Origin of the sequence: Amycolatopsis lexingtonensis, from assembly GCF_014873755.1 — a bacterium.
In the GTDB taxonomy this organism is placed as follows: Bacteria; Actinomycetota; Actinomycetes; order Mycobacteriales; family Pseudonocardiaceae; genus Amycolatopsis; species Amycolatopsis lexingtonensis.
In genome coordinates, this window is record NZ_JADBEG010000001.1 from 4,474,293 (window position 1) to 4,492,884 (window position 18,592).

General features: G+C 73.6%; 25 protein-coding genes. 17 read left to right on the forward strand and 8 right to left on the reverse strand.

Features of this window, described 5'->3' with window-relative positions:
• The first annotated feature begins 20 nt into the window (after positions 1 to 20).
• The 3 genes from H4696_RS19785 to crcB are packed head-to-tail and all read left to right on the forward strand — an operon-like array spanning position 21 to position 1,131.
• Positions 21 to 428: a CrcB family protein gene (locus tag H4696_RS19785; protein WP_192782426.1), complete on the forward strand. Its 408-nt coding sequence runs from the start codon at positions 21 to 23 to the stop codon at positions 426 to 428.
• Entirely contained in the window at positions 428 to 760 is a 333-nt protein-coding gene (locus tag H4696_RS19790) for a DUF190 domain-containing protein (RefSeq protein WP_086858318.1), read from the forward strand. Before H4696_RS19785 ends, H4696_RS19790 begins: the two co-directional genes overlap by 1 nt.
• On the forward strand, positions 757 to 1,131 hold the full coding sequence (gene crcB, locus H4696_RS19795; RefSeq protein ID WP_086858319.1) for a fluoride efflux transporter CrcB: 375 nt from the start codon (positions 757 to 759) through the stop codon (positions 1,129 to 1,131). Before H4696_RS19790 ends, crcB begins: the two co-directional genes overlap by 4 nt.
• On the opposite strand, the gene H4696_RS19800 is transcribed toward crcB, so the two are convergent.
• From H4696_RS19800 to H4696_RS19825, 6 genes are read right to left on the reverse strand one after another with little or no spacing between them, the layout of a single operon-like run.
• Positions 1,128 to 1,505: a hypothetical protein gene (locus tag H4696_RS19800; RefSeq protein WP_086858320.1), complete on the reverse strand. Its 378-nt coding sequence runs from the start codon at positions 1,503 to 1,505 to the stop codon at positions 1,128 to 1,130. The genes crcB and H4696_RS19800 overlap by 4 nt on opposite strands.
• Before the next feature lie 55 nt (positions 1,506 to 1,560).
• The gene (locus H4696_RS19805) at positions 1,561 to 2,511 is read right to left on the reverse strand and encodes an LLM class F420-dependent oxidoreductase (protein ID WP_086858321.1); all 951 of its coding nucleotides are present in this window, start codon (positions 2,509 to 2,511) and stop codon (positions 1,561 to 1,563) included.
• Entirely contained in the window at positions 2,508 to 4,613 is a 2,106-nt protein-coding gene (locus H4696_RS19810; RefSeq protein ID WP_086858322.1) for a S9 family peptidase, read from the reverse strand. Before H4696_RS19810 ends, H4696_RS19805 begins: the two co-directional genes overlap by 4 nt.
• A gap of 20 nt (positions 4,614 to 4,633) precedes the next feature.
• Entirely contained in the window at positions 4,634 to 5,485 is an 852-nt protein-coding gene (locus H4696_RS19815) for a PPK2 family polyphosphate kinase (RefSeq protein WP_086858323.1), read from the reverse strand.
• Positions 5,486 to 5,502: 17 nt separating this feature from the next.
• Positions 5,503 to 5,970: an SRPBCC family protein gene (locus tag H4696_RS19820; RefSeq protein ID WP_086858324.1), complete on the reverse strand. Its 468-nt coding sequence runs from the start codon at positions 5,968 to 5,970 to the stop codon at positions 5,503 to 5,505.
• The gene (locus tag H4696_RS19825) at positions 5,967 to 6,287 is read right to left on the reverse strand and encodes an ArsR/SmtB family transcription factor (RefSeq protein ID WP_086858325.1); all 321 of its coding nucleotides are present in this window, start codon (positions 6,285 to 6,287) and stop codon (positions 5,967 to 5,969) included. The genes H4696_RS19820 and H4696_RS19825 overlap by 4 nt, the downstream gene beginning before the upstream one ends.
• 144 nt (positions 6,288 to 6,431) lie before the next feature.
• Between H4696_RS19825 and rocD the strand changes: the two genes are divergently transcribed.
• Positions 6,432 to 7,664, forward strand: a complete 1,233-nt coding sequence (gene rocD, locus H4696_RS19830; protein ID WP_086858326.1) for an ornithine--oxo-acid transaminase — start codon at positions 6,432 to 6,434, stop codon at positions 7,662 to 7,664.
• 81 nt (positions 7,665 to 7,745) lie between these two features.
• Positions 7,746 to 9,104, forward strand: a complete 1,359-nt coding sequence (locus H4696_RS19835) for a DUF2252 domain-containing protein (protein WP_086858327.1) — start codon at positions 7,746 to 7,748, stop codon at positions 9,102 to 9,104.
• Here H4696_RS19835 and H4696_RS19840 read toward each other — a convergent pair.
• A complete protein-coding gene (locus tag H4696_RS19840) occupies positions 9,093 to 9,971 on the reverse strand; it encodes an FAD-dependent oxidoreductase (protein ID WP_086858328.1) in 879 nt (292 codons plus the stop codon). The genes H4696_RS19835 and H4696_RS19840 overlap by 12 nt on opposite strands.
• Positions 9,972 to 10,087: 116 nt before the next feature.
• Between H4696_RS19840 and H4696_RS19845 the strand changes: the two genes are divergently transcribed.
• Entirely contained in the window at positions 10,088 to 10,639 is a 552-nt protein-coding gene (locus H4696_RS19845; RefSeq protein WP_086858335.1) for a phosphatase PAP2 family protein, read from the forward strand.
• Here H4696_RS19845 and zapE read toward each other — a convergent pair.
• Positions 10,593 to 11,612 (reverse strand): cell division protein ZapE, encoded by a 1,020-nt coding sequence (gene zapE, locus H4696_RS19850; RefSeq protein WP_086858329.1) that lies wholly within the window; start codon positions 11,610 to 11,612, stop codon positions 10,593 to 10,595. The genes H4696_RS19845 and zapE overlap by 47 nt on opposite strands.
• A gap of 89 nt (positions 11,613 to 11,701) precedes the next feature.
• Here zapE and H4696_RS19855 point away from each other — a divergent pair, with 89 nt between their 5' ends.
• The 11 genes from H4696_RS19855 to H4696_RS19905 all read left to right on the forward strand — a co-directional run bounded on the left by H4696_RS19855 (position 11,702) and on the right by H4696_RS19905 (position 18,591).
• Entirely contained in the window at positions 11,702 to 12,439 is a 738-nt protein-coding gene (locus tag H4696_RS19855; protein WP_086858330.1) for a pyrimidine reductase family protein, read from the forward strand.
• Complete coding sequence (locus tag H4696_RS19860; RefSeq protein ID WP_086858331.1) at positions 12,436 to 12,984, forward strand: RNA polymerase sigma factor; 549 nt, start codon at positions 12,436 to 12,438, stop codon at positions 12,982 to 12,984. The genes H4696_RS19855 and H4696_RS19860 overlap by 4 nt, the downstream gene beginning before the upstream one ends.
• Positions 12,984 to 13,397, forward strand: coding sequence for an Asp23/Gls24 family envelope stress response protein (locus H4696_RS19865; protein ID WP_086858332.1), 414 nt, complete (start codon positions 12,984 to 12,986; stop codon positions 13,395 to 13,397). Before H4696_RS19860 ends, H4696_RS19865 begins: the two co-directional genes overlap by 1 nt.
• Positions 13,398 to 13,487: 90 nt before the next feature.
• Positions 13,488 to 13,925 (forward strand): Asp23/Gls24 family envelope stress response protein, encoded by a 438-nt coding sequence (locus tag H4696_RS19870; protein ID WP_086858333.1) that lies wholly within the window; start codon positions 13,488 to 13,490, stop codon positions 13,923 to 13,925.
• Entirely contained in the window at positions 13,922 to 14,155 is a 234-nt protein-coding gene (locus H4696_RS19875; RefSeq protein ID WP_192782427.1) for a hypothetical protein, read from the forward strand. Before H4696_RS19870 ends, H4696_RS19875 begins: the two co-directional genes overlap by 4 nt.
• 49 nt (positions 14,156 to 14,204) lie before the next feature.
• Positions 14,205 to 14,381, forward strand: coding sequence for a hypothetical protein (locus tag H4696_RS19880; RefSeq protein WP_086865721.1), 177 nt, complete (start codon positions 14,205 to 14,207; stop codon positions 14,379 to 14,381).
• The gene (locus H4696_RS19885; RefSeq protein ID WP_249027318.1) at positions 14,378 to 14,728 is read left to right on the forward strand and encodes an Asp23/Gls24 family envelope stress response protein; all 351 of its coding nucleotides are present in this window, start codon (positions 14,378 to 14,380) and stop codon (positions 14,726 to 14,728) included. The genes H4696_RS19880 and H4696_RS19885 overlap by 4 nt, the downstream gene beginning before the upstream one ends.
• 2 nt (positions 14,729 to 14,730) lie before the next feature.
• Complete coding sequence (locus H4696_RS19890; RefSeq protein ID WP_086865720.1) at positions 14,731 to 15,267, forward strand: DUF6286 domain-containing protein; 537 nt, start codon at positions 14,731 to 14,733, stop codon at positions 15,265 to 15,267.
• Positions 15,264 to 15,863: an alkaline shock response membrane anchor protein AmaP gene (locus tag H4696_RS19895; protein WP_086865719.1), complete on the forward strand. Its 600-nt coding sequence runs from the start codon at positions 15,264 to 15,266 to the stop codon at positions 15,861 to 15,863. The genes H4696_RS19890 and H4696_RS19895 overlap by 4 nt, the downstream gene beginning before the upstream one ends.
• Positions 15,864 to 15,890: 27 nt before the next feature.
• Positions 15,891 to 16,970 carry an ATP-dependent DNA ligase gene (locus tag H4696_RS19900; RefSeq protein ID WP_086865723.1) on the forward strand — a complete coding sequence of 360 codons (1,080 nt, stop codon included), beginning with the start codon at positions 15,891 to 15,893 and terminating at the stop codon, positions 16,968 to 16,970.
• 73 nt (positions 16,971 to 17,043) lie between these two features.
• A complete protein-coding gene (locus tag H4696_RS19905) occupies positions 17,044 to 18,591 on the forward strand; it encodes an alpha/beta fold hydrolase (RefSeq protein WP_192783048.1) in 1,548 nt (515 codons plus the stop codon).
• Position 18,592 lies beyond the last annotated feature (1 nt).

Genomic DNA, 18,592 nt, shown 5'->3' on the forward strand with positions numbered 1-18,592 from the left:
GAGTAGGTTCGGCTCCGGAGGTGATCAGCGTGCCCGCGACCCGCTGGGACGTCCTGCTCGCGATCGGCGCCGGCGGCGCGCTGGGCAGTCTCGCCCGCTACGGGCTGTCGGTCGCGATCCCGCACGCGCGCGGCGACTTCGCCGTCGCCACGCTGCTCACCAACGCGCTCGGCTGCCTGCTCATCGGCGTCCTGATGGCGTTCCTGACCACCACCGCGCGCCCCCACCACCTGCTCCGGCCGTTCCTCGGCGTCGGCGTCCTCGGCGGGTTCACGACGTTCTCCACGTTCGTGACCGACTCCCTCGACGCGGCGACGACCGGGCGGATACTGGGTTCGCTGCTGTACGTGGCGGCATCGCTGGTGCTGTGCCTGGCGGCCGTGACGGCCGGGCTGACGGCGACTCGCGCGATCCGGAAAGGACGCTGATGGAAGGACCGGCCACCCGCCTCACGATCTACCTCGGCGAAGACGACCACTGGCACCACAAGCCGCTCTACCACGAGATCGTCCGCCGGGCGCGGGACGCGGGCCTCGCGGGCGCTTCGGTGCTTCGCGGCGTAGAGGGCTACGGCGCTTCGTCGCTGATCCACACGACGCGGATCCTGTCGCTGTCGGAGGACCTGCCGATGGTCATCGTGATCATCGACGCCGAGGAGAAGCTCCGCGCGTTCCTGCCCCAGCTGGACGAGCTCATCGGCGAGGGACTGGTGACGCTCGACCAGGTCGAGGTGGTCCGCTACGTGGGACGGGCGGAGTGACGCTGCTCCTGGTGGCCGCCGGCGGCGCGGCCGGCTCGATCCTGCGCTACCTGACCGACCGCCGGGTGCAGGCGTGGCGGGATTCGCCGTTCCCGTTCGGCACGCTGACGGTGAACATCGCCGGCTCGTTCATCCTGGGCTTCATGAGCGGCTGGCTCCTGCACGGCGCGGAGCCGTCGTCGGTGCGCGCCTTGATCGCGGTGGGCTTCTGCGGCGGCCTGACGACGTTCTCGACGTTCGGCTACGAGACGGTCCGGCTGTTCCTGGAGAAGACCCGGCTGTACGCGGTGCTCAATGTGGTGGTGACGGTGGTCGCGGGCCTCACCTCGGGCGCCCTCGGCCTGCTCCTCGCGACCGCGGTCTTCGCCTAGCGATCCGGCCGGCCCAGCCGCCGCTGCACGCGGGCGAGTGCCTCGTCCAGGCGTCCGGCCCGGCCGTCTTCCCGCTCGGCGCGGCGTTCGACCTTCCACTCCACGTACTCGGCGAGCGGGATGTCCGGCCACTTGCGCTTCACCCGGCGGCGCTTGCCCAGCAGCCGCAGCTCGGCCGCTTCGGCGCGGACCTCGTCCGGGTTGCCCGTCGCCGCCCGCAGCGCCAGGCTTTCCCGCGCCCGGTTGCTCCGGCGCGCGAAAGCCTTGCTGCGCGCCAGGTTCTTCCGTGACGACTTGTCGTTCTCGCCGTAGGCGTCGCGCCGGTCCTTGAGGTAGCTGAGCCGCTTCTTCTCCGGCGGCGTCTTCCGTCTCATCCGTCCCTCCTCCGGGGCCAGGAAACACCCAGCCCCGGCGGACAGCAACGGAATATCAGCGCGGCGCCAGCCCGCGCACCTGCTCGAACGGATCCCCGCCGGTGGGCAGCAACGCGATGATGGGCGTCGTCAGCCCGTTGTCCACATAGGACTTCACCTGCTCGCGGCACGACTCGACGCTGCCGTGGATGACCAGCTCGTCCACCACCGAGTCCGGGATCACCTGGTTCGCCTTCTGCCGATCCCCGGCCGCCCACGCCTCGTGCATCGGGGCCAGCGCCTCGCCGCGGCCGAGCCAGTCGTGGAACGCCGCGTACACCGGAACCGTCAGGTAGCTCGAGATCAGCATCCGCCCCAGGCCGCGTGCCGCGTCGGCGTCCTCCGTCGGGCAGACGAAGATGCGGGCCGCCAGCTCGGCGTCCGGGCCGATCACCGAACGGACCTTGGGCACGTCCGAAGCCGCCAGCCAGTTGGTGATCGCGCCGTCCGCCTCGCGGGCCGCGAGGCGCAGCATGCCGGGGCGCAGGGCGGCCAGCATGATCGACGGCGGCGGGTCGGCCGGGCGCTCCAGGCGGAACTTCGAGACGGCGAACGTGTCGTACTTTTCGGTGACCTTCTCCCCTGCCAGCGCCGAACGCAGGAACCGCAGCGTGTCCCGCGAGCGCGCGAACGGCTCTTCGAAGGGCGCCGCGTTCCAGTTCGAGACGATCACCGGGGACGACGCGCCGATGCCGAGGACGAACCGGCCGGGAGCCAGCTCCGCGACCGTCGCCGCCTGCATCGCCAGCAGGCCCGGGCCGCGGGTGTACACCGGCACGATCGCCGTGCCCAGGCGCAGCTGCGGCGCCCACTGCGACGCGAGCACGAGCGGCGTGAAGGCGTCCGTGCCCGCCGTCTCCGCCGTCCACGCGTCGGTGTAACCCAGGTCCGGCAGCTGTTCCACCAGCTCGCGGTGCGCGGCCAGCGGCACCCCGGTCAGCGGAATCGTGAGGCCCCAGCGGCTCATGCGTTCTCCTTGTCGACGGCGACGGCGGAAAGCTCGCGCAGCAGCCAGTCCACCTGCGTGCGCATCAGGTTCTCCGCGACCTCTTCGGCCTGCGGCGTCATGTGGGTCGCGCCCGCCAGCGGCAGGAAGACGTGCGGGCGCCCCTTCGCCAGCAGCGCCGACGACAACCGCAGGGAGTGGGCGACGAACACGTTGTCGTCGGCCAGCCCGTGCACGATGAGCAGCGCGCGGCTCAGCTCGGCGGCGCTCTCGATCAGCGAGTTGTGCGCGTAGCTTTCCGGGTCGTCCTGCGGCGTCCCGAGGTAGCGCTCGGTGTAATGCGTGTCGTACAGCGACCAGTCGGTGACCGGCGCGCCCGCGACCGCCGCGTGGAACACGTCCGGGCGCCGCAGCACCGCCAGCGCCGACAGGTACCCGCCGTAGGACCAGCCGCGGATGGCCACCCGCTCCAGGTCCAGCTCCGGGAACCGCGCGGCCGCCGCCTGCACCGCGTCCACCTGGTCGGCCAGGGTGACGTCGGCGAGGCGGCCGTGGATCTCGCGCTCCCACACCGCGCCGCGCCCGGGCGTGCCGCGGCCGTCCGCGACGAGCACCGCGAAGCCCTGGTCGGCCAGCCACTGCGAGGTGAGGAACGCGTTGCGGCTCTGCAGCACGCGCTGGGCGTGCGGGCCGCCGTACGGGTCGAGCAGCACCGGCAGCTTGCCCTCGCTCGGCTCGTAGCCGCGCGGCAGCAGCAGCGCCGCGCGCAGGCCGCGCTCGCCCAGCGTCAGCCAGGTCAGGTTCGGCACGATGTCCGGGTCCACAGTGGACACGGAAATCGTCGCCACCGGCGAGCCGTCGCGCAGCACCGAAACGCGCGGCCCGCTGTACTCCAGGCTCCACGACGAAAGCACGGTGACCGCGGCATTCCCGGACCCGTGATGCACGCCGTCCACAGTGGACAGACGACGCACCGACGAACCTTTCGTCCGGAAGACGTGGATCTGCGTGGGGTCGTCCTCGGAGGCGCTGAAGAGGATCTCGTCACCGACGTCGAGCACCGCGCGCAGCTGCAGCCCGGCCGGGGTGACGGCCTCGCCGCCGACGAACAGCCGGTGGTCGCCGTCGACCATGCCCTCGGTGACCAGGCGGCCGTCCGGCGTCCACGCCGGGACGCCGCCGACGATGTCGATCCAGTGCTGGTCGGACGCGGTGTGCACGACCGACGTCGAGCCGTCGGCGACGTCGAGCGCGAGCACGTCCATGCGCTTCTGGTCGCGCGGCTGGACGGCGAGCAACGGCGCGCCGCCCGCCGACCAGTGCACCGAGGCCAGGTACTCCCACTCCCCCGGCTCGACGTCGACGCGGGAGCCGTCCAGGCCGAGCACCGCCAGTGAGACGAGCGCGTTCGTGGTGCCCGCGGCCGGGTAGGCGACGACGTTCGCCGGGTGCTGCGGGTTGGCCGGGTCGGCGATGGTCCAGCGCGGGACCGGGCCGCGGTCCGAGCGCTCGGCCAGGATGCTGCGGCCGTCCGGGGCCCACCAGTAGCCGCGGGTGCGGTCCATCTCCTCGGCGGCGATGAACTCGGCGAGACCCCAGGTGATGTCTTCGCCGTCCTCCTCGACGAGCACGCGGTCGTCGCCGGTGGCCAGCTCCAGCACGTGCAGCCGCCGGTCCTGGACGTAGGCGACGTGCGTGCCGGCCGGGCTGGGCCGCGGGTCGATGACCGAACCGTCGACGCGCAGTGTCACCTCGCCGGACGCGAGGTCCAGGGTGTAGAGCTTGCCCGAGAGCGAGAACACCGCGACGGTGAAGCCGGCGTCGACGCCGTAGTGCACGACGCCGCCACCGGTCTCGCGGGCCCGCTCGCGGCGCGCCCGCTCTTCGGCGGGCAGCTCCTCCTCGCCGGGCAGCAGCTCGGCGGCGTCGACCAGCTTGGTCTCGGCGCCGGTCGCGAGGTCGGCCGACCAGAGGCTGTGCCGGGGGTCGGTGCCCGACTCCGCGCGCAGGAACAGCACGCGGGAGCCGTCCGGGGCGACCCGGAACTCCTTCGGCGCGCCGAGGGTGAAGCGCTGGGTACGGGCCTGCTTGCGGAGGAACGGGAGGTCGTCGACATCGGTCACGCCCGCACTCTTTCAGACGATCAGGACGGGACGCCAACACCCTTGAGCTTCGCCAGCTCCGCGTCGACGTCGTAGTCCGGCTCGGGGAACCGCGGCTTCAGGCCGGCCAGGGTCTCGATGAGCAGCTCCGCGACCGCCCAGTTGCGGTACCACTTGTGGTCGGCGGGCACCGCGTACCAGGGTGCGGCGCCGGTCGAAGTGCGCTTGAAGATGTCGGCGTAGGCCTCCTGGTAGGCGGGCCACTGCGCGCGCGCCTCCAGGTCGCCCGGGTTGTACTTCCAGTGCTTCTCCGGGGTGACGAGCCGCGCCTTGAGCCGCTTGAGCTGCTCCTCCGGCGAGATGTGCAGGAACGCCTTGACGACGGTCGTGCCCGCGTCGGCCAGTTCCTTTTCGAAGGCGTTGATCTCGGCGTAGCGGCGCCGCCGCTCGGCCGCGGTGAGCAGCCCGGTCACCCGCGGGACCAGGATGTCCTCGTAGTGCGACCGGTCGAAGACGCCGATCTGGCCCGCGACCGGCAGCTGCTTGCGGATCCGCCACAGGTAGTGGTGGCGCCGCTCGGCCGGCGTCGGCTTCTTGAACCCGGCGTAGCGGACGCCCATGGGGTTGACCAGGCCGAGCACGTGCGACACGGTGCCGCCCTTGCCGGAGGTGTCCATGCCCTGCAGCACGAGCAGGACGCTGCGGTCACCGCCGCCGACGCCCTCGGCGTAGAGCGCCTCCTGCAGCGCGGACAGGCGCGTGGCGGCGTCGTCGAGCTTGGCGAGGGCCTTGGGCTTCTTGCCGGGCCCGACCGGCGTGGCGCCCGGGTCGGGCAGCTCCCCGTCGATGCGCAGCGCGTCCCGGATCCGGCTTCCGTCGTCCTTCTTGGCCATCTCGCGAAGCTACCGGCTCAGGCGGCGGCTTTCTCGGCGAAGAGTTTCAGCAGGGCGCCGTGCCCGCCCTCGCCCGAGACGCCTTCGCGGACCTTCGCGCCGGTTTCGCCGTGCCGCTCGAAGGCCCGGTGCTCCAGTTCGACGCGGGTGCTGCGCGGCCCTTCCTCGACGAATCTCACCTCGATCTCGCTGGCGTTCGCCGGGTCGGGGTCGATCTTCCAGTCGCCGTCGATCCGCCACGAGAGGACCACCCGGGCGGGTGGCTCCCAGACGAGCACCTCGCCCCACTCGCACTCGGCGCCGTCGACGGTCCGCTCGTACCAGCGGCCACCCCGCTTCGGCTCCAGGACGGCTTCCGCCAGGTCGCCCGCGCCGATGTGGTGCGCCCGCGGCCACCAGCTGTCGAAGGCCTCGGTGTAGGTCTTGAACGCGTGCTCGCGCGAGCAGGCGACGGTGATCGTCTTGCGGATCGGCTCCAGGGTCATGGTTCCTCGCTCTCGGTGGATTCGGCGTACTCGGCGAACGAGCGGAGCGCGTCCGACCACATGTGATCGAGGTAGGCGCGCACCGCGGCGATGCCGTCGGGCTCGAGGCGGTAAAGCCGCTTCGTGCCTTCGGCCCGGTCCGCGACCAGGCCCGCCGCCTTGAGCACCTTGAGGTGCTGGGAGACGGCCGGGCGGCTGATCGGCAGGTCCGCAGCCAGCTGCCCGACCGCGCGCGGACCGGCGCGCAGCGCTTCGACGATCGCGCGCCGCGACGGGTCGGCCAGCGCGGCCAGCTGGTCGCTTCCGTAAGTCGCCACGAACGGTAAGTTACGGCTTACCGTTGCGGCCGTCAACCACAGCGCAGCGTTTCGGGGGTGCCGGCCGCGGATTGCGCAACGAACAACGGGTGAAAGCAACGATTCCCGGCTGAATTCCGCGTGTCTTGCCCTTAACCTGAACGCATGACGACGTTCGCCGGCCGGGAGACCGCCGCCCCCTCCGCCGCGAGCTTCATCGAGCTCGACGAGCGGTGGAGCACGCACAACTACCACCCGCTGCCCGTCGTGATCGCCGAAGCCGAAGGTGCCTCGGTGACCGACGTCGAGGGCAAGTCCTACCTCGACTTCCTCTCCGGGTACTCGGCCCTGAACTTCGGCCACCGCCACCCGGACCTGGTCGCCGCCGCCGTCGAGCAGCTCGGCCGCGTCACGCTGACCTCGCGCGCGTTCCACCACGACCAGCTGGGCCTGTTCTGCCGGGAGCTCGCCGAGCTGACCGGCACCGAGCTGGTGCTGCCGATGAACTCCGGCGCCGAAGCCGTCGAGTCCGCGGTGAAGGTCGCGCGGAAGTGGGCGCACCGGGTCAAGGGCGTGCCGGACGGCACCGCCGAGATCATCGTCGCCGGCTCGAACTTCCACGGCCGGACCACCACGATCGTGTCGTTCTCGACCGACGAGACCGCGCGCGCCGACTTCGGCCCGTTCACGCCCGGCTTCGTCACGGTGAAGTACGGCGACGCCGCCGCGCTGCGCGACGCGATCACCCCGCGCACCGCCGCCGTGCTGCTGGAGCCGGTGCAGGGCGAGGCCGGCGTCATCGTGCCGCCGGAGGGCTACTTCGCCGAGGTCCGCGCCGCCTGCGACGAGCACGGCGTGCTGCTGATCGCCGACGAGATCCAGTCCGGCCTGGCCCGCACCGGCACCGTGCTGGCGCTGGACCACGAAGGCGTCCGCGCCGACGTCTACACCCTCGGCAAGGCGCTCGGCGGCGGCATCCTGCCGGTGTCCGCGGTGGTCGGCCGCCGGGACGTCCTCGGCGTGCTGCAGCCGGGCGAGCACGGCTCGACGTTCGGCGGCAACCCGCTGGCCTGCGCCGTCGGCCGCGCCGTGGTCAAGCTGCTGAAGACCGGCGAGTTCCAGCAGCGCTCCACCGAGCTGGGCGCCCACCTGCACGCGCGGCTGAACGAGCTGATCGGCAGCGGCCTGTCCGAGGTCCGCGGCCGCGGCCTGTGGGCGGGCATCGACATCGCCCCCGGCGGCCCGTCCGGCCGGGAGGCTTCGCAGGCGCTGTCGGCGCGGGGCGTGCTGTGCAAGGAGACGCACGAGCGCACGCTGCGCGTCGCACCACCGCTGGTGATCACCCGCGAGGAACTGGACCGCGGCATCGACGCGATCGCCGAGGTCATCCGCCCCTGAACCACCCGGATGCCGCCGGCCGAGCCTCCCGCCCCGGCGGCATCCGGGAGCACAACGTCCCCTTCGGACGTTGTGCCCGGTATGGGATCAGGGGAATGGGTGGAACGGCCGCTCGTCGGCACGGGTAGCGGCACGCCGGCCGAGCTGTACGAACAGGGGAAGCGGCTCCGGGAGAAGACGCCGGCCGCGGCGCACGACCACGAGGCCGCGGGGGCGGACCGGCCGAGCGCCAAGCAGTACTTCGAGGCCAGCAACGCCGGGCGGCTGCCGGAACTGGCCGAACTCCGGCGCGAGCGCATGCGCGCGTCGCCGTTCACGTTCTTCCGCGGCGCCGCCGGGCTGATGGGCGCCGACCTCGCCGGCACGCCGTCGGCCGGGCTCACCGCGCAGCTCTGCGGGGACGCGCACGCGGCGAACTTCGGGCTCTACGGCACCCCCGAAGGCAAGATCGTGATGGACATCAACGACTTCGACGAGACCGTGCCGGGCCCGTGGGAGTGGGACCTCAAGCGGCTCGCCGCCAGCCTGGTGCTCGCCGGCCGCGAAGGCCGGATCGGTGAGGCCGGCTGCCGCGAAGCCGCCGAAGACGCGGTGAAGTCCTACCGGCGGACCATCCGCGCGCTGGCCGACCTGCCGTTCCTGCGGTCGTGGAACGCCCTGCCGGACTCCTCGGTGCTGTCGAAGGCCCGCGCGGACGAGCTGATCGACGACTTCGCCGACGCCGCCGAGAAGGCCCGCAAGAACACCAGCGCCAAGGTCGCGGCGAAGTGGACCGAGCGCGTCGACGACCACGAGACCGGCCTGTCCCGCCACCGGTTCGTCGAGGACCCGCCGGTGCTGACGCACGTCGACGAGCCGACCGCCGAAGCCGTCGCCGCCGGTCTGGTGTCCTATGTGGACACCCTGCGCGAGTCGCGGCGGACGCTGATCGCGCGCTACCGGCTCGCCGACGTCGCCTTCCGAGTGGTCGGCACCGGCAGCGTCGGGCTGCGCAGCTACGTCGCCCTGCTGCACGGCAACGACGAGGAAGACCTGGTGCTGCAGGTGAAACAGGCGCAGCGGCCGGCGCTGGCGCCGTACCTCGGCCTGCCCGCCGCGGACCACGAAGGCCGGCGGATCGTCGACGGCGCCCGGCTCGTCCAGGCCGAAACCGACATCCTGCTCGGCTGGACCACCATCGACGGCGTGCCCTACATCGTCCGGCAGTTCCGCAACCTCAAGGGCGACATCGACCCGTCGGAACTCGAGAAGGACCACCTCGACGACTACGGGCGCCTGGCCGGGGCGCTGCTCGCCCGCGCCCACACGCGGTCGCTGCACCCGAAGCTCCTGGCGGGCTACTTCGCCGAGGACTCCGAGCTCGACGAGGCGCTGGGCGCGTACGCCGTCCGCTACGCCGACCGGACGGAGGCCGACCACGCCGAGTTCTCAGGCAGCTGAGACGAGGCCGGCGACGTCCGCCGCGCAGCCCCAGGCCAGGGTGATCCCCGAACCGCCGTGGCCGTAGCAGTGCACGACGTCGCCGTCCCGCTCCAGCCGCACCTCGCGCCGGAACGGGCGCAGCCCGACCAGGGACCGCAGCACCCGCGCGCCCGCCAGACGCGGCTCCAGCTCGCGGCAGCGGCGCACGATGTCGGCCGTCACGCCCGGGTTCGGGTCGGTGTCGCCGCGGCCGGGTTCTTCCGTGCCGCCGCACACCACGTGGGTGCCGTGCGGGATGACGTAGGTGACGCCCGGGCCGGTCTCGTCGACCGCGAACTCCGGCAGGCCCGGGTCGCTCAGGTGCACGACCTGGCCGCCGACAGGAACCATCGACGGGTCACCCGCCAGCCGGCCCGCGCCGAGGCCCGCCGCGTTGACGACCGGGCCGAGGCCGGCGAGGGAGGTCAGCGGCCGGTACTCGACGCGCACGCCCAGCGCGCGCACCCGGTCCAGGAGCCAGTCCAGGTAGACCGGCGTGTCGACCAGCGCCGTGGTGAACTCCAGCCGGTCGCCGTCGCGGACCGGGTCCGCCATCGCCGGCAGCCACGCCGGGTCCGGGGCACCGGGCGCCAGCAGGACCCGGCCGCGGCGGAACCGCACGCCGGGCGCGTGCTGCTCGCGCAGCACCGCGAGGGTTTCGGCGGTCCAGCGCACGATCCGCTCGTCCGGCCGGCGCACCGGCGGGTAGAGCACCCCGCCGGCGACGGCGGAGGTCGTCTCCCCCGGCGGCGCGGCCGCGACGACGGTGGTTTCGTGCCCGGCTTCGGCCAGCCGGTACGCGCAGCTGAGCCCCACGATCCCGGCCCCGGCGACTGTCACCCGCATCCCCGCATCGTGACGCACCCGCGTCCGTCCCCGGCCCGTGGGGGCGTGACCACCCTCGCACGGGTGAGGACGATCGGCCCGGCCCGACTACCCTCGCGGCGGTGAGAACGATGTGGGTGCCGGCCGCCGTCTGCGGCTTGTTCGCGCTGCTGCTCGGCCTGCCCTTCGCGGGCGGTGCCGCCCCGGGCGCCGTCGACGAAACCGCCGCCGACGCCGTCGCGCACCTGGGCCCCGGAGTCGCGCGGATCCTGGTGCTCCCCACCGAGCCCTACGTCGTCCTCGCGCTCGGGGTGCTCGCCGTCGTCCTCTGCCTGCGTGCCGGGCGGCGCCTCGAAGCCGCGCTCGCCGTCGGCGTCCCCGTCCTGGCCATCCTCCTGACGAGCTGGCTGCTGAAACCGCTCTACGACCGCTGGAAGAACGGCACCCTCGTCTACCCGAGCGGCCACACCGTGAGCCTGGTGGCCGTCCTGACCGTGCTCGTCCTGATCACGCGCAAGACGGTCGTGCTCGTGCTGGCCGTGCTCGCGCTGCTGGCGGCCACCGCCGGGCTGGTCGGGATGGGCTACCACTACCTCACCGACGTCGTGGGCGGCACGCTCTTCGCCGTCTCCGTCGTGCTGTTCAGCTGGCCGGCACCGCGTCGCGTGCCAGTGCCGTCAGGCGGCTGACCGCGCGCAGGTACTTCTTGCGGTAGCCGCCGTCCACCATCTCGTCGGTGAACAGCGACGGCAGCGGCTCGCCCGACACGACCACCGGGATCGCGCGGTCGTAGAGCCGGTCGGCGAACGCCACCAGCCGCAGGGCCACGTTCTGGTCCGGCGCCGGGTGGATGCCGCGCAGGTGCACACGGGTGACGCCGTCCAGCAGCCGCCCGTAGCGCGAGGGGTGCAGGGACGCCAGGTGCTCGCACAGCGCGTCGAAGTCGTCCACAGTGGACCCTTCGTGCGCGGCCACCGACTCCTCCAGCTCCGCCGGGGTGACGGGCGGCGGCGCGTCCGGCAGGCCGCGGTGGCGGTAGTCCGGGCCGTCGACGCGGACGACGCCGAAGCGGGCCGAGAGCGTCTGGATCTCGCGCAGGAAGTCCTCCGCGGCGAACCGGCCCTCGCCCAGCTTCTCCGGCAGGGTGTTCGACGTCGCCGCGATGTACACCCCGGCGTCCATCAGCTCCTGCAGCAGCCGCGTGACCAGCGTGGTGTCGCCGGGGTCGTCGAGCTCGAACTCGTCGATGGCCAGGATCCGGTGCTCCGAGAGCCGCCGCACGGCTTCGGCGAAGCCCAGCGCGCCGACGAGGTGGGTCAGCTCGACGAACGTCCCGTACGCCTTGGGCGACGGCGCCGCGTGCCACGCCGAGGCCAGCAGGTGGGTCTTGCCGACGCCGAAGCCGCCGTCGAGGTAGAGGCCCATCGGCCCGGCCGGCTCGGCGGACCCGCCGAAGAGCTTGAAGCGCTTCTTCTCCTTGCGCGCCCCCACTTTCGCGGCGAACGCCGAGCACGCCTCGACCGCGGCGGCCTGGCTGGGCTCGTCGGGGTTGGGCAAGTACGTCTCGAACCGGACGGCGTCGAAGCGCGGCGGCGGCACCAGCGCGCCGATCAGCTCGTCGGCGGACAGCTCGGGACGGCGGCCGGTGAGGTGCGCGGGCATGGTCGCAGAGCCTATCCGCCACGGTCCCCCGTCCGGGCGGCGATGTGCCCCGGTAGAGACGTGCTTCACGCCCGTGCTGGGATTGTCCCGTGCGGAGTGTGTGGCCCCTCTCGACGGGCGAGCTGACCGGGGAAGACCTCGAAGAGATCTACGCCTATCCGACGCCCCTCGACCGGCCTTGGGTGCAGGTCAACTTCGTCGCGTCCGCCGACGGCGCGGTCGAGGTGGACACGACGTCGGCCGGGCTGTCCCACGCCGCCGACCGGCGGATCTTCCTGCTCGGCCGCGATCTCGCCGACGTGGTCCTGGTCGGCGCCGGGACCGCCCGCGCGGAGGACTACCGCGGGGTCGTCGCGGGCCCGAAGCGCCTGGAACGCCGTCGCCGCCTCGGCTTCACGGGTGTCCCGCCGATCGCGGTGGTGACCCGGACCGCGGATCTCGACCCCGCGTCCCGGCTGTTCACCGAGACCGTCGTACCCCCGATCGTGGTAACCACGGAAACCGCGGACACCGCGGCGCTCGAAGCGGCCGGGGCGACGATCCTGCGGGCGGGTACCGGCGACGTCGACCTGCCGCGCGCGCTCGACCTGCTGGCCGAGCGGGGTCTGCGCCGGATCGCGTGCGAAGGCGGGCCGAGGCTGTTCGCCCAGCTCGTCGCGGCCGACCGGATCGACCAGCTGTGCCTGACGGTCGCGCCGCTGCTCGTGGCCGGGACGGCGGACCGGATCGCCACCGGTCCCGGCAGCGTTCCCCGCCGGCTCGCCCTGGCGTCGATCCTGGTCGAGGACGGTTTCACCTTCCTGCGCTACCGCCGGGCCGCCGGGTGAGCCGCGACGCCGACCTGATCACCCGGGCCGCCGCCGGGGACGAAGCCGCGTTCGGCGCGCTCGTCCGGGAGCACACGCCCCGGATGTACCGGGTCGCGCTGCGGATCACCGGCAGCCCCGCCGAGGCCGAGGACGTCGTGCAGGAGTCGTGGCTCGCCGCGTGGCGCGCGCTCGGCACGTTCCGGCACGAGTCCGCGGTCTCGACCTGGCTCTACCGGGTCGTCACCAACAGCGCGCTCGCCCTGCTGCGCCGCCGCAAGCCCACGATCTCGCTGGACGAACCCTCGTGCCAGTCCACTGTGGACACCGAACGGCTCGCCGTCCCGGGCCCCGAAGGCCGGGTCGTGCGCGCCGAGGAGGTCGACGCGGTGCTGCGGGCGATCGGCCGGCTCGAGGTGTCCCAGCGGGTGCCGCTCGTGCTGCGCGAACTGGAGGGGCTCAGCTACGAAGAGGTCGCCGAGGTGCTCGACGTGAACGTCGGCGCCTTGCGTTCCCGGCTGCACCGGGCCAGGGTGGCGCTGCTCGCCGAGTTGAAGGAGCGGTGATGGCCGAGCAGACCGACCCCGAGCGCGACCCGCGCTGGGACGCCGTGCGCGCCGCCGCCCGGCGCCGCGTGGCGACGCCGCCGGGCCTGGTCGAACGCGTGCTGCGGGCGGTCGCGCGCGGTACCCGGACCGCCGTCGAAGTGCCCGGGGACGACGGCGGGCTGCGGATCACCGAACAGACCGTCGTCCGCCTGGCCGGGACCATCGCGGCGGCCCGGGCCCCCGGCGGCGTGCGCGTCTCGGCCGTCGCCGTCGAGGACGGCGTCGTGCAGGTGCTGGTGTCGGTCCGCTTCGGCGTCGTCGCCGGCGAAGCCGCCGAGGCGCTGCGGCGGGAGGTCACCGCCGAGCTGTCCCGCCAGCTGGGCGTCACGACCGCGGTGAACGTGCACGTCGTGGACGTCCACCCGGACTGAGCATTCCCCCGTTCGGGGGACCTTGCGTGAGGTATCCGCGCTCCCGGGCATCGTAAGGGCGAGAGCCCGCCGCGAGAGGAGCCAGGACGCATGCACCCGGAACGGACCGAGAGCCCCGGCACGGTCACCCCGCTCAACGAGGACGGCGCCGCCGGGCGCACCACGATCTCGTCACTGGTCGTGCAGAAGGTGGCCGGGCTGGCCGCCCGCGAGGTCGCCGGCGTGCACGCACTGGGCGGCGGCGGGGTGTCCCGCGCGATCGGCGCGCTGCGCGAGCGGATCCCCGGCTCCGGCACGGTGACCACGACGGGCGTGTCGGTCGAGGTCGGCGAGAAGCAGACCGCGATCGACCTCGACGTCGTCGTCGAGTACGGCGCCCGGATCACCGACGTCGCCCGCGCGGTGCGGCGCAACGTGATCACCGCGGTCGAGCAGATCACCGGGCTCGAGGTGATCGAGGTCAACATCGCGGTCAACGACATCCACCTGCCGGGCGACGAAGAGCCCGAGTCGACGCGGGTGGAGTGACCGCGCGCGGACCCGACGACCCGGAAGGCCGCGCGGCCTTCCGGGCGTTCGTGCGGGAACACCACCCGGACGTCGGCGGGGACCCGGCCGAGTTCGCGGCCGGGCTGGCCCGCTTCCGGGAATCCGCACGGGACTCCCGCTTCGACGCCCCGGTCAGCTTCGTGCGCCGCCGCCGGGGTCTCGCCGGCTTGCTGTCCCGCTTCCGCCGCCGCCCGCCCCGGGTGCGGTGACCGCCCCGCCGGGGCAAGCTTCCCGTTCCACCCCGTCCAAGGAGGACATGTGAACGCAACGCAGACCGGGCTCCTGGCCGGGCTGGTCCTCGGCCTCGCCGCGACCCAGGGGTTCACCGCGTTCCTGGTGACCCTGGCCGTCGGGATCATCGGCCTGGTCGCCGGCCGGGTCCTCGACGGCGAACTCGACCTCGGCGAGCTGTTCGGCAAGGGCCGCGACAAGTGAACCGCGCACTGGACGTGCCGCGCGAACTCGCCGAGCCGGACGAGCGCGGCACCCTCACCATCGGCCACGCGGTGGTGCGCAAGGTCGCGCAGCACGCCGCCGACCAGGTGCCGGGTACCGCCCACGACGGCAAGAAGGGCGCGAAGGCCAAGGTCGGCGGCCTCGACAACGACGTCGACCTCGCCCTCGACCTGGCGCTGCGCTACCCGGGCGCGGTCCGGGCGGTCGTCGGCGACGTGCGGCGGAAGGTCACCGAAGAGGTCGAGCTGATCACCGGCTACCACGTGCGGACGCTCGCGGTGACGGTGTCCGCGCTGCGGCCCGAAGCCGCGCCGAGGGTGCGGTAGCCGTGCGCCCGTTCGTCCGCATCCTGGCCACGCTGCTCGGCCTGGCCTTCGCGGCCGCCGGGGCGCTGCTCGCCCTCGAAGTCGGCTGGCACTGGTGGCGCCCGGGCGCGGCGCCGCTGGTGGTGCCGTGGCCACGCTGGCAAACCGAGCTCGCGGCACTGGGCTGGGACGCCTACGCGGTCCGCGTCGGCGCCGGGGTCCTCGCCGCCGCGGGGCTGGTGCTCGTCTTCTGCGCGCTGGCCGCCGGCAGCCGCGCGGTGCGGCTGACCGACCCGGCCGACGAGGTGAGCGTTTCGACGTCGCCGCGGTCGCTGGCCCGGCTGGTCGGGCTGACCGTGCGCGCGCAGGACAACGTCGCCGGCGCGTCGGTCACCGCGAGCGCCCGGCGGATCCGCGTCCGGGCGAAGAGCACCCTGGAAACCGAGGGCGAGCTGCGGCCGCGGCTGCTGGAAACCGTGTCCGCCCTGCTCGACGACGTCCCGCTGGCGCGGCGGCCGAAGGTCACCGTCGTCGTCGACTCGCCGAAGGACCGCCGATGAGCAAGTCCGTCGCTTCGAAGGCGCTTTCCCGTTCCTACGCGGGCGAACGCGTGCTGACGTTCCTCGTCGGGCTGCTCGCCCTGCTCGGCGGCGCGCTCGCGCTCGTGGTCGGCTTCGGCGTGCTCGGCGAGTACCGCGGGCGGCGCCCGCTGTTGGACCCGATGGCCGTCGAGTGGCTCGGGAGTCACGCCACGCCCGCGCGGATCGCCGCGATCGTGCTCGGCGTCCTGCTGTTGGTCCTCGGGCTACGCTGGGCGTTGCGCTCGCTGCGCCCGGAACCGCGGCCGGACCTGGACCTCGACCGCACCGAGGGCGCCGAGCTGGTGGTCACCGCGGCCGCGATCGCGGAAGCCGTGCAGGCCGACGCAGAACGGCTCGACGGCGTCAGCCGCGCCCGCGTCCGCGCCGTCGGCTCGCGCACGTCCCCGGCGCTGCGGGTCACGCTGTGGCTGCACGAAGGCACCGACCTCAAGGCCGTCTGGGCCGGCCTCGACACCCAGGTGCTGGCCCGGGCCCGGGAATCGCTCGGCCTCGACGTCCTGCCCACCGCCGTCCGCCTGGAACTCGACACGGCCCCGGCGAAACGCGTGCGCTGAGCCGGGCTTTTCCGCAGAATGCGCAGCATGCCCCTACCGCTGCAGCCGCCGCTGAAGCCGATGCTCGCCAAGCCCGCGAAGGCCATCCCGGACTCCGGCGGCCTGCTGTTCGAGCCGAAGTGGGACGGCTTCCGCTGCCTCGTCTTCCGCGACGGCGACGAGCTGTACCTGCAGTCCCGCGCGGAAAAGCCGCTCAACCGGTACTTCCCCGAAGCGGTGGCCCGGCTGCTGGAGGTGCTGCCGCCGCGGGTCGTGCTGGACGGCGAGCTCGTCGTCGCGCGGGACGGGCGGCTGAACTTCGACGCGCTGACCGAGCGGATCCACCCGGCCGAAAGCCGGATCACGCTCCTGGCGGGCGAGCAGCCCGCGGAGTTCGTCGCCTTCGACGTCCTCGCCCTCGGCGACGATCTGCTGCTCGAAGAGCCGACGTCGGTGCGCCGCGACCGGCTCGTCGAGCTGGCCGGCGACCGGTTCCCGCTCACCCCCGCCACCACCGACCCGGCCACCGCGCGGCACTGGTTCGAGCTGTTCGAAGGCGCCGGCCTCGACGGCGTCATCGGCAAGCCGCTGGACGAGCCGTACACGCCCGGCAAGCGCGTGATGCTCAAGTACAAGCACGTGCGCACCGCGGACTGCGTGCTGGCCGGGCTGCGCTGGCACGTCGACGGCGGCCCCGGCGAACTGGTCGGCTCGTTCCTGCTCGGCCTGCACGACGAAACCGGCGTGCTGCACCACGTCGGCACGGTCGGGTCGTTCCCGATGCCGCGCCGCCGCGAGCTGGCCGAGGAACTGGCGCCGCTGGTCACCGACGGCGAAGACCACCCGTGGGGCGGGCAGGCTCAGGGATCGGGGCAGCGGATCCCGGGCGGGATCACGCGCTGGCGCGCCACCGAGCACGAGTGGGTGCCGCTGCGGCCCGAGCGCGTCGTCGAGGTCGCCTACGAGAACACCGAAGGCGGGATGCCGTCGCGGTTCCGGCACAACGCGCGGTTCAAGCGCTGGCGTCCGGACCGCGAAGCCGCGTCGTGCGACTACAGCCAGCTGGAGGAGCCGGCCCGCTACGACCTCGACGCCGTGTTCCGCGGCCAGGTCGTGCGGACCCGCTAACCCTCGTCCCACACCGGCCGTGCGAAGCTCGGCTGGCCCTGCCTTGATCGTGCTCGACGTGAGGATCCCGCCCGTGCGCCGCCGCCGTTCCCGTCTCCTGGTCGCGCTGCTCGCCGTGGCCTCCGCCGCGGGGTGCGCCGCCGGGCCGTCGGTGCGCCCGGCGCTGGTCGAGAACGACGGGAAGACCACCGGCAGCACGCCGGCCGGGACGCCGTCGGTGCCGCTGCCGCCGCTGGCCGAACCGCAGTCGCCGTCGGTGAAGTGGGCCGACTGCGACGACGACACCCGGCAGCGGATCGGCACCCCCGCCGTCCCGGACAGCCTGCACTTCACCTGCGCCCGCGTCACCGCCCCGCTGGACGCGCCGGGCGAGCCCCGCCGCTCGCTGGTGCGGCTGCTGGCGCTGAAGGTGGGCAGCGGACCGGTGCCGCTGGTGGTCGTCAACGACGTCGACGGCGAGCCGGGCACGGTCTACGCGGCGCGGCTGGCCGCGACGCTGCCGCCGGCGTTCCTCGAGAAGTTCTCGCTGGTGGGCGTGGACCGCCGCGGCACCGGGATGTCCGGCGCGGCCCAGTGCGTGCCGCCGGACATCCGCCACGACCTGATCGACGCCGACCCGGCACAGGGCGACCTGCAGGACGTGCTGGACGCGGCCCGCAAGGCCGGCCAGCAGTGCGCGATCGAGCTCGACGACTCCCAGACGGCACTGGACAGCTGGCGCGCGGCGGGCGACCTCGAGGAGGTCCGCAAGCAGCTGGGCTTGGAGCACCTGAACGCGCTCGGCCGCGGCGACGGCTCGAAGGTGCTGGCCGAGTACGCGGTCCGCTTCCCGGCCCAGGTCGGCCGCATGGTCCTCGACGGCGTCCCGGACCCGGGCGCCGACACCGCGGCGGTGCTCGACGCGGTCGCCGCCGGCGCCCAGTCCACATTGGACGCGTTCGGCACGGACTGCGCCTCCCGAGGCTGCGCGTTAGGCGACCCGAAGGCGGCCCTGGCCGCGCTGACCGACCAGCTGCGCGCCAGCCCGCCGTCCACCGACGACGGCGTCGAGTTCGGCCCGGGCGTGGCGATGTTCGCGGTGTATTCGGGCCTTTCCCAGCGCTCGCGCTGGCCGGAACTGGCGGACGCGATCGTCGCGGCCCGCGGCGGCAACATCGGCCCGCTGGCGGCGTTCGTGGCCCCGGTGCTGCACGACTCGCGCGCCCAGCCGTCCCGCATCGACGCGACGATCGCGACCCGCTGCAACGACAGCCAGTCCCGCCTGTCGGCCGACCAGCTCGACCAGGTGGTGGCCGGCATGCGCGCGAAGTACCCGCAGTTCGGCACGGTGGTAGCGCAACAGCTGGCCTGGTGCGGCCCGTGGCCGGTCCGGACGGAGCCCCTCCCGCCCCCGGGCGCCCCGGGAGCCCCGCCGATCCTGGTCGCGGCAACGGCGGCCGACCCCTCGACCCCGGGGGTGGGCAGCACGCGCGCGGCGGACCAGATGCCGTCGGCGGTGACGATCACGTGGCAGGGCGCGGGCCACGGCGCGGTGGGAGCTTCGCCGTGCGTGACCGACGCGGCGCGGGCGTTTCTTGTGGACGGGAAGATCCCGGCGAACGGAACCCTCTGCCCGGCCTGAC

Excerpts from the sequence above, each read along its gene's own strand:
- H4696_RS19790 (WP_086858318.1), top strand. The coding sequence starts at position 428 with ATGGAAGGACCGGCCACCCGCCTCACGATCTACCTCGGCGAAGACGAC.
- H4696_RS19800 (WP_086858320.1), bottom strand. The coding sequence starts at position 1,505 with ATGAGACGGAAGACGCCGCCGGAGAAGAAGCGGCTCAGCTACCTCAAG.
- H4696_RS19805 (WP_086858321.1), bottom strand. The coding sequence starts at position 2,511 with ATGAGCCGCTGGGGCCTCACGATTCCGCTGACCGGGGTGCCGCTGGCC.
- H4696_RS19815 (WP_086858323.1), bottom strand. The coding sequence starts at position 5,485 with ATGGCCAAGAAGGACGACGGAAGCCGGATCCGGGACGCGCTGCGCATC.
- H4696_RS19820 (WP_086858324.1), bottom strand. The coding sequence starts at position 5,970 with ATGACCCTGGAGCCGATCCGCAAGACGATCACCGTCGCCTGCTCGCGC.
- rocD (WP_086858326.1), top strand. The coding sequence starts at position 6,432 with ATGACGACGTTCGCCGGCCGGGAGACCGCCGCCCCCTCCGCCGCGAGC.
- H4696_RS19835 (WP_086858327.1), top strand. The coding sequence starts at position 7,746 with ATGGGATCAGGGGAATGGGTGGAACGGCCGCTCGTCGGCACGGGTAGC.
- H4696_RS19840 (WP_086858328.1), bottom strand. The coding sequence starts at position 9,971 with ATGCGGGTGACAGTCGCCGGGGCCGGGATCGTGGGGCTCAGCTGCGCG.
- zapE (WP_086858329.1), bottom strand. The coding sequence starts at position 11,612 with ATGCCCGCGCACCTCACCGGCCGCCGTCCCGAGCTGTCCGCCGACGAG.
- H4696_RS19865 (WP_086858332.1), top strand. The coding sequence starts at position 12,984 with ATGGCCGAGCAGACCGACCCCGAGCGCGACCCGCGCTGGGACGCCGTG.
- H4696_RS19870 (WP_086858333.1), top strand. The coding sequence starts at position 13,488 with ATGCACCCGGAACGGACCGAGAGCCCCGGCACGGTCACCCCGCTCAAC.
- H4696_RS19895 (WP_086865719.1), top strand. The coding sequence starts at position 15,264 with ATGAGCAAGTCCGTCGCTTCGAAGGCGCTTTCCCGTTCCTACGCGGGC.
- H4696_RS19900 (WP_086865723.1), top strand. The coding sequence starts at position 15,891 with ATGCCCCTACCGCTGCAGCCGCCGCTGAAGCCGATGCTCGCCAAGCCC.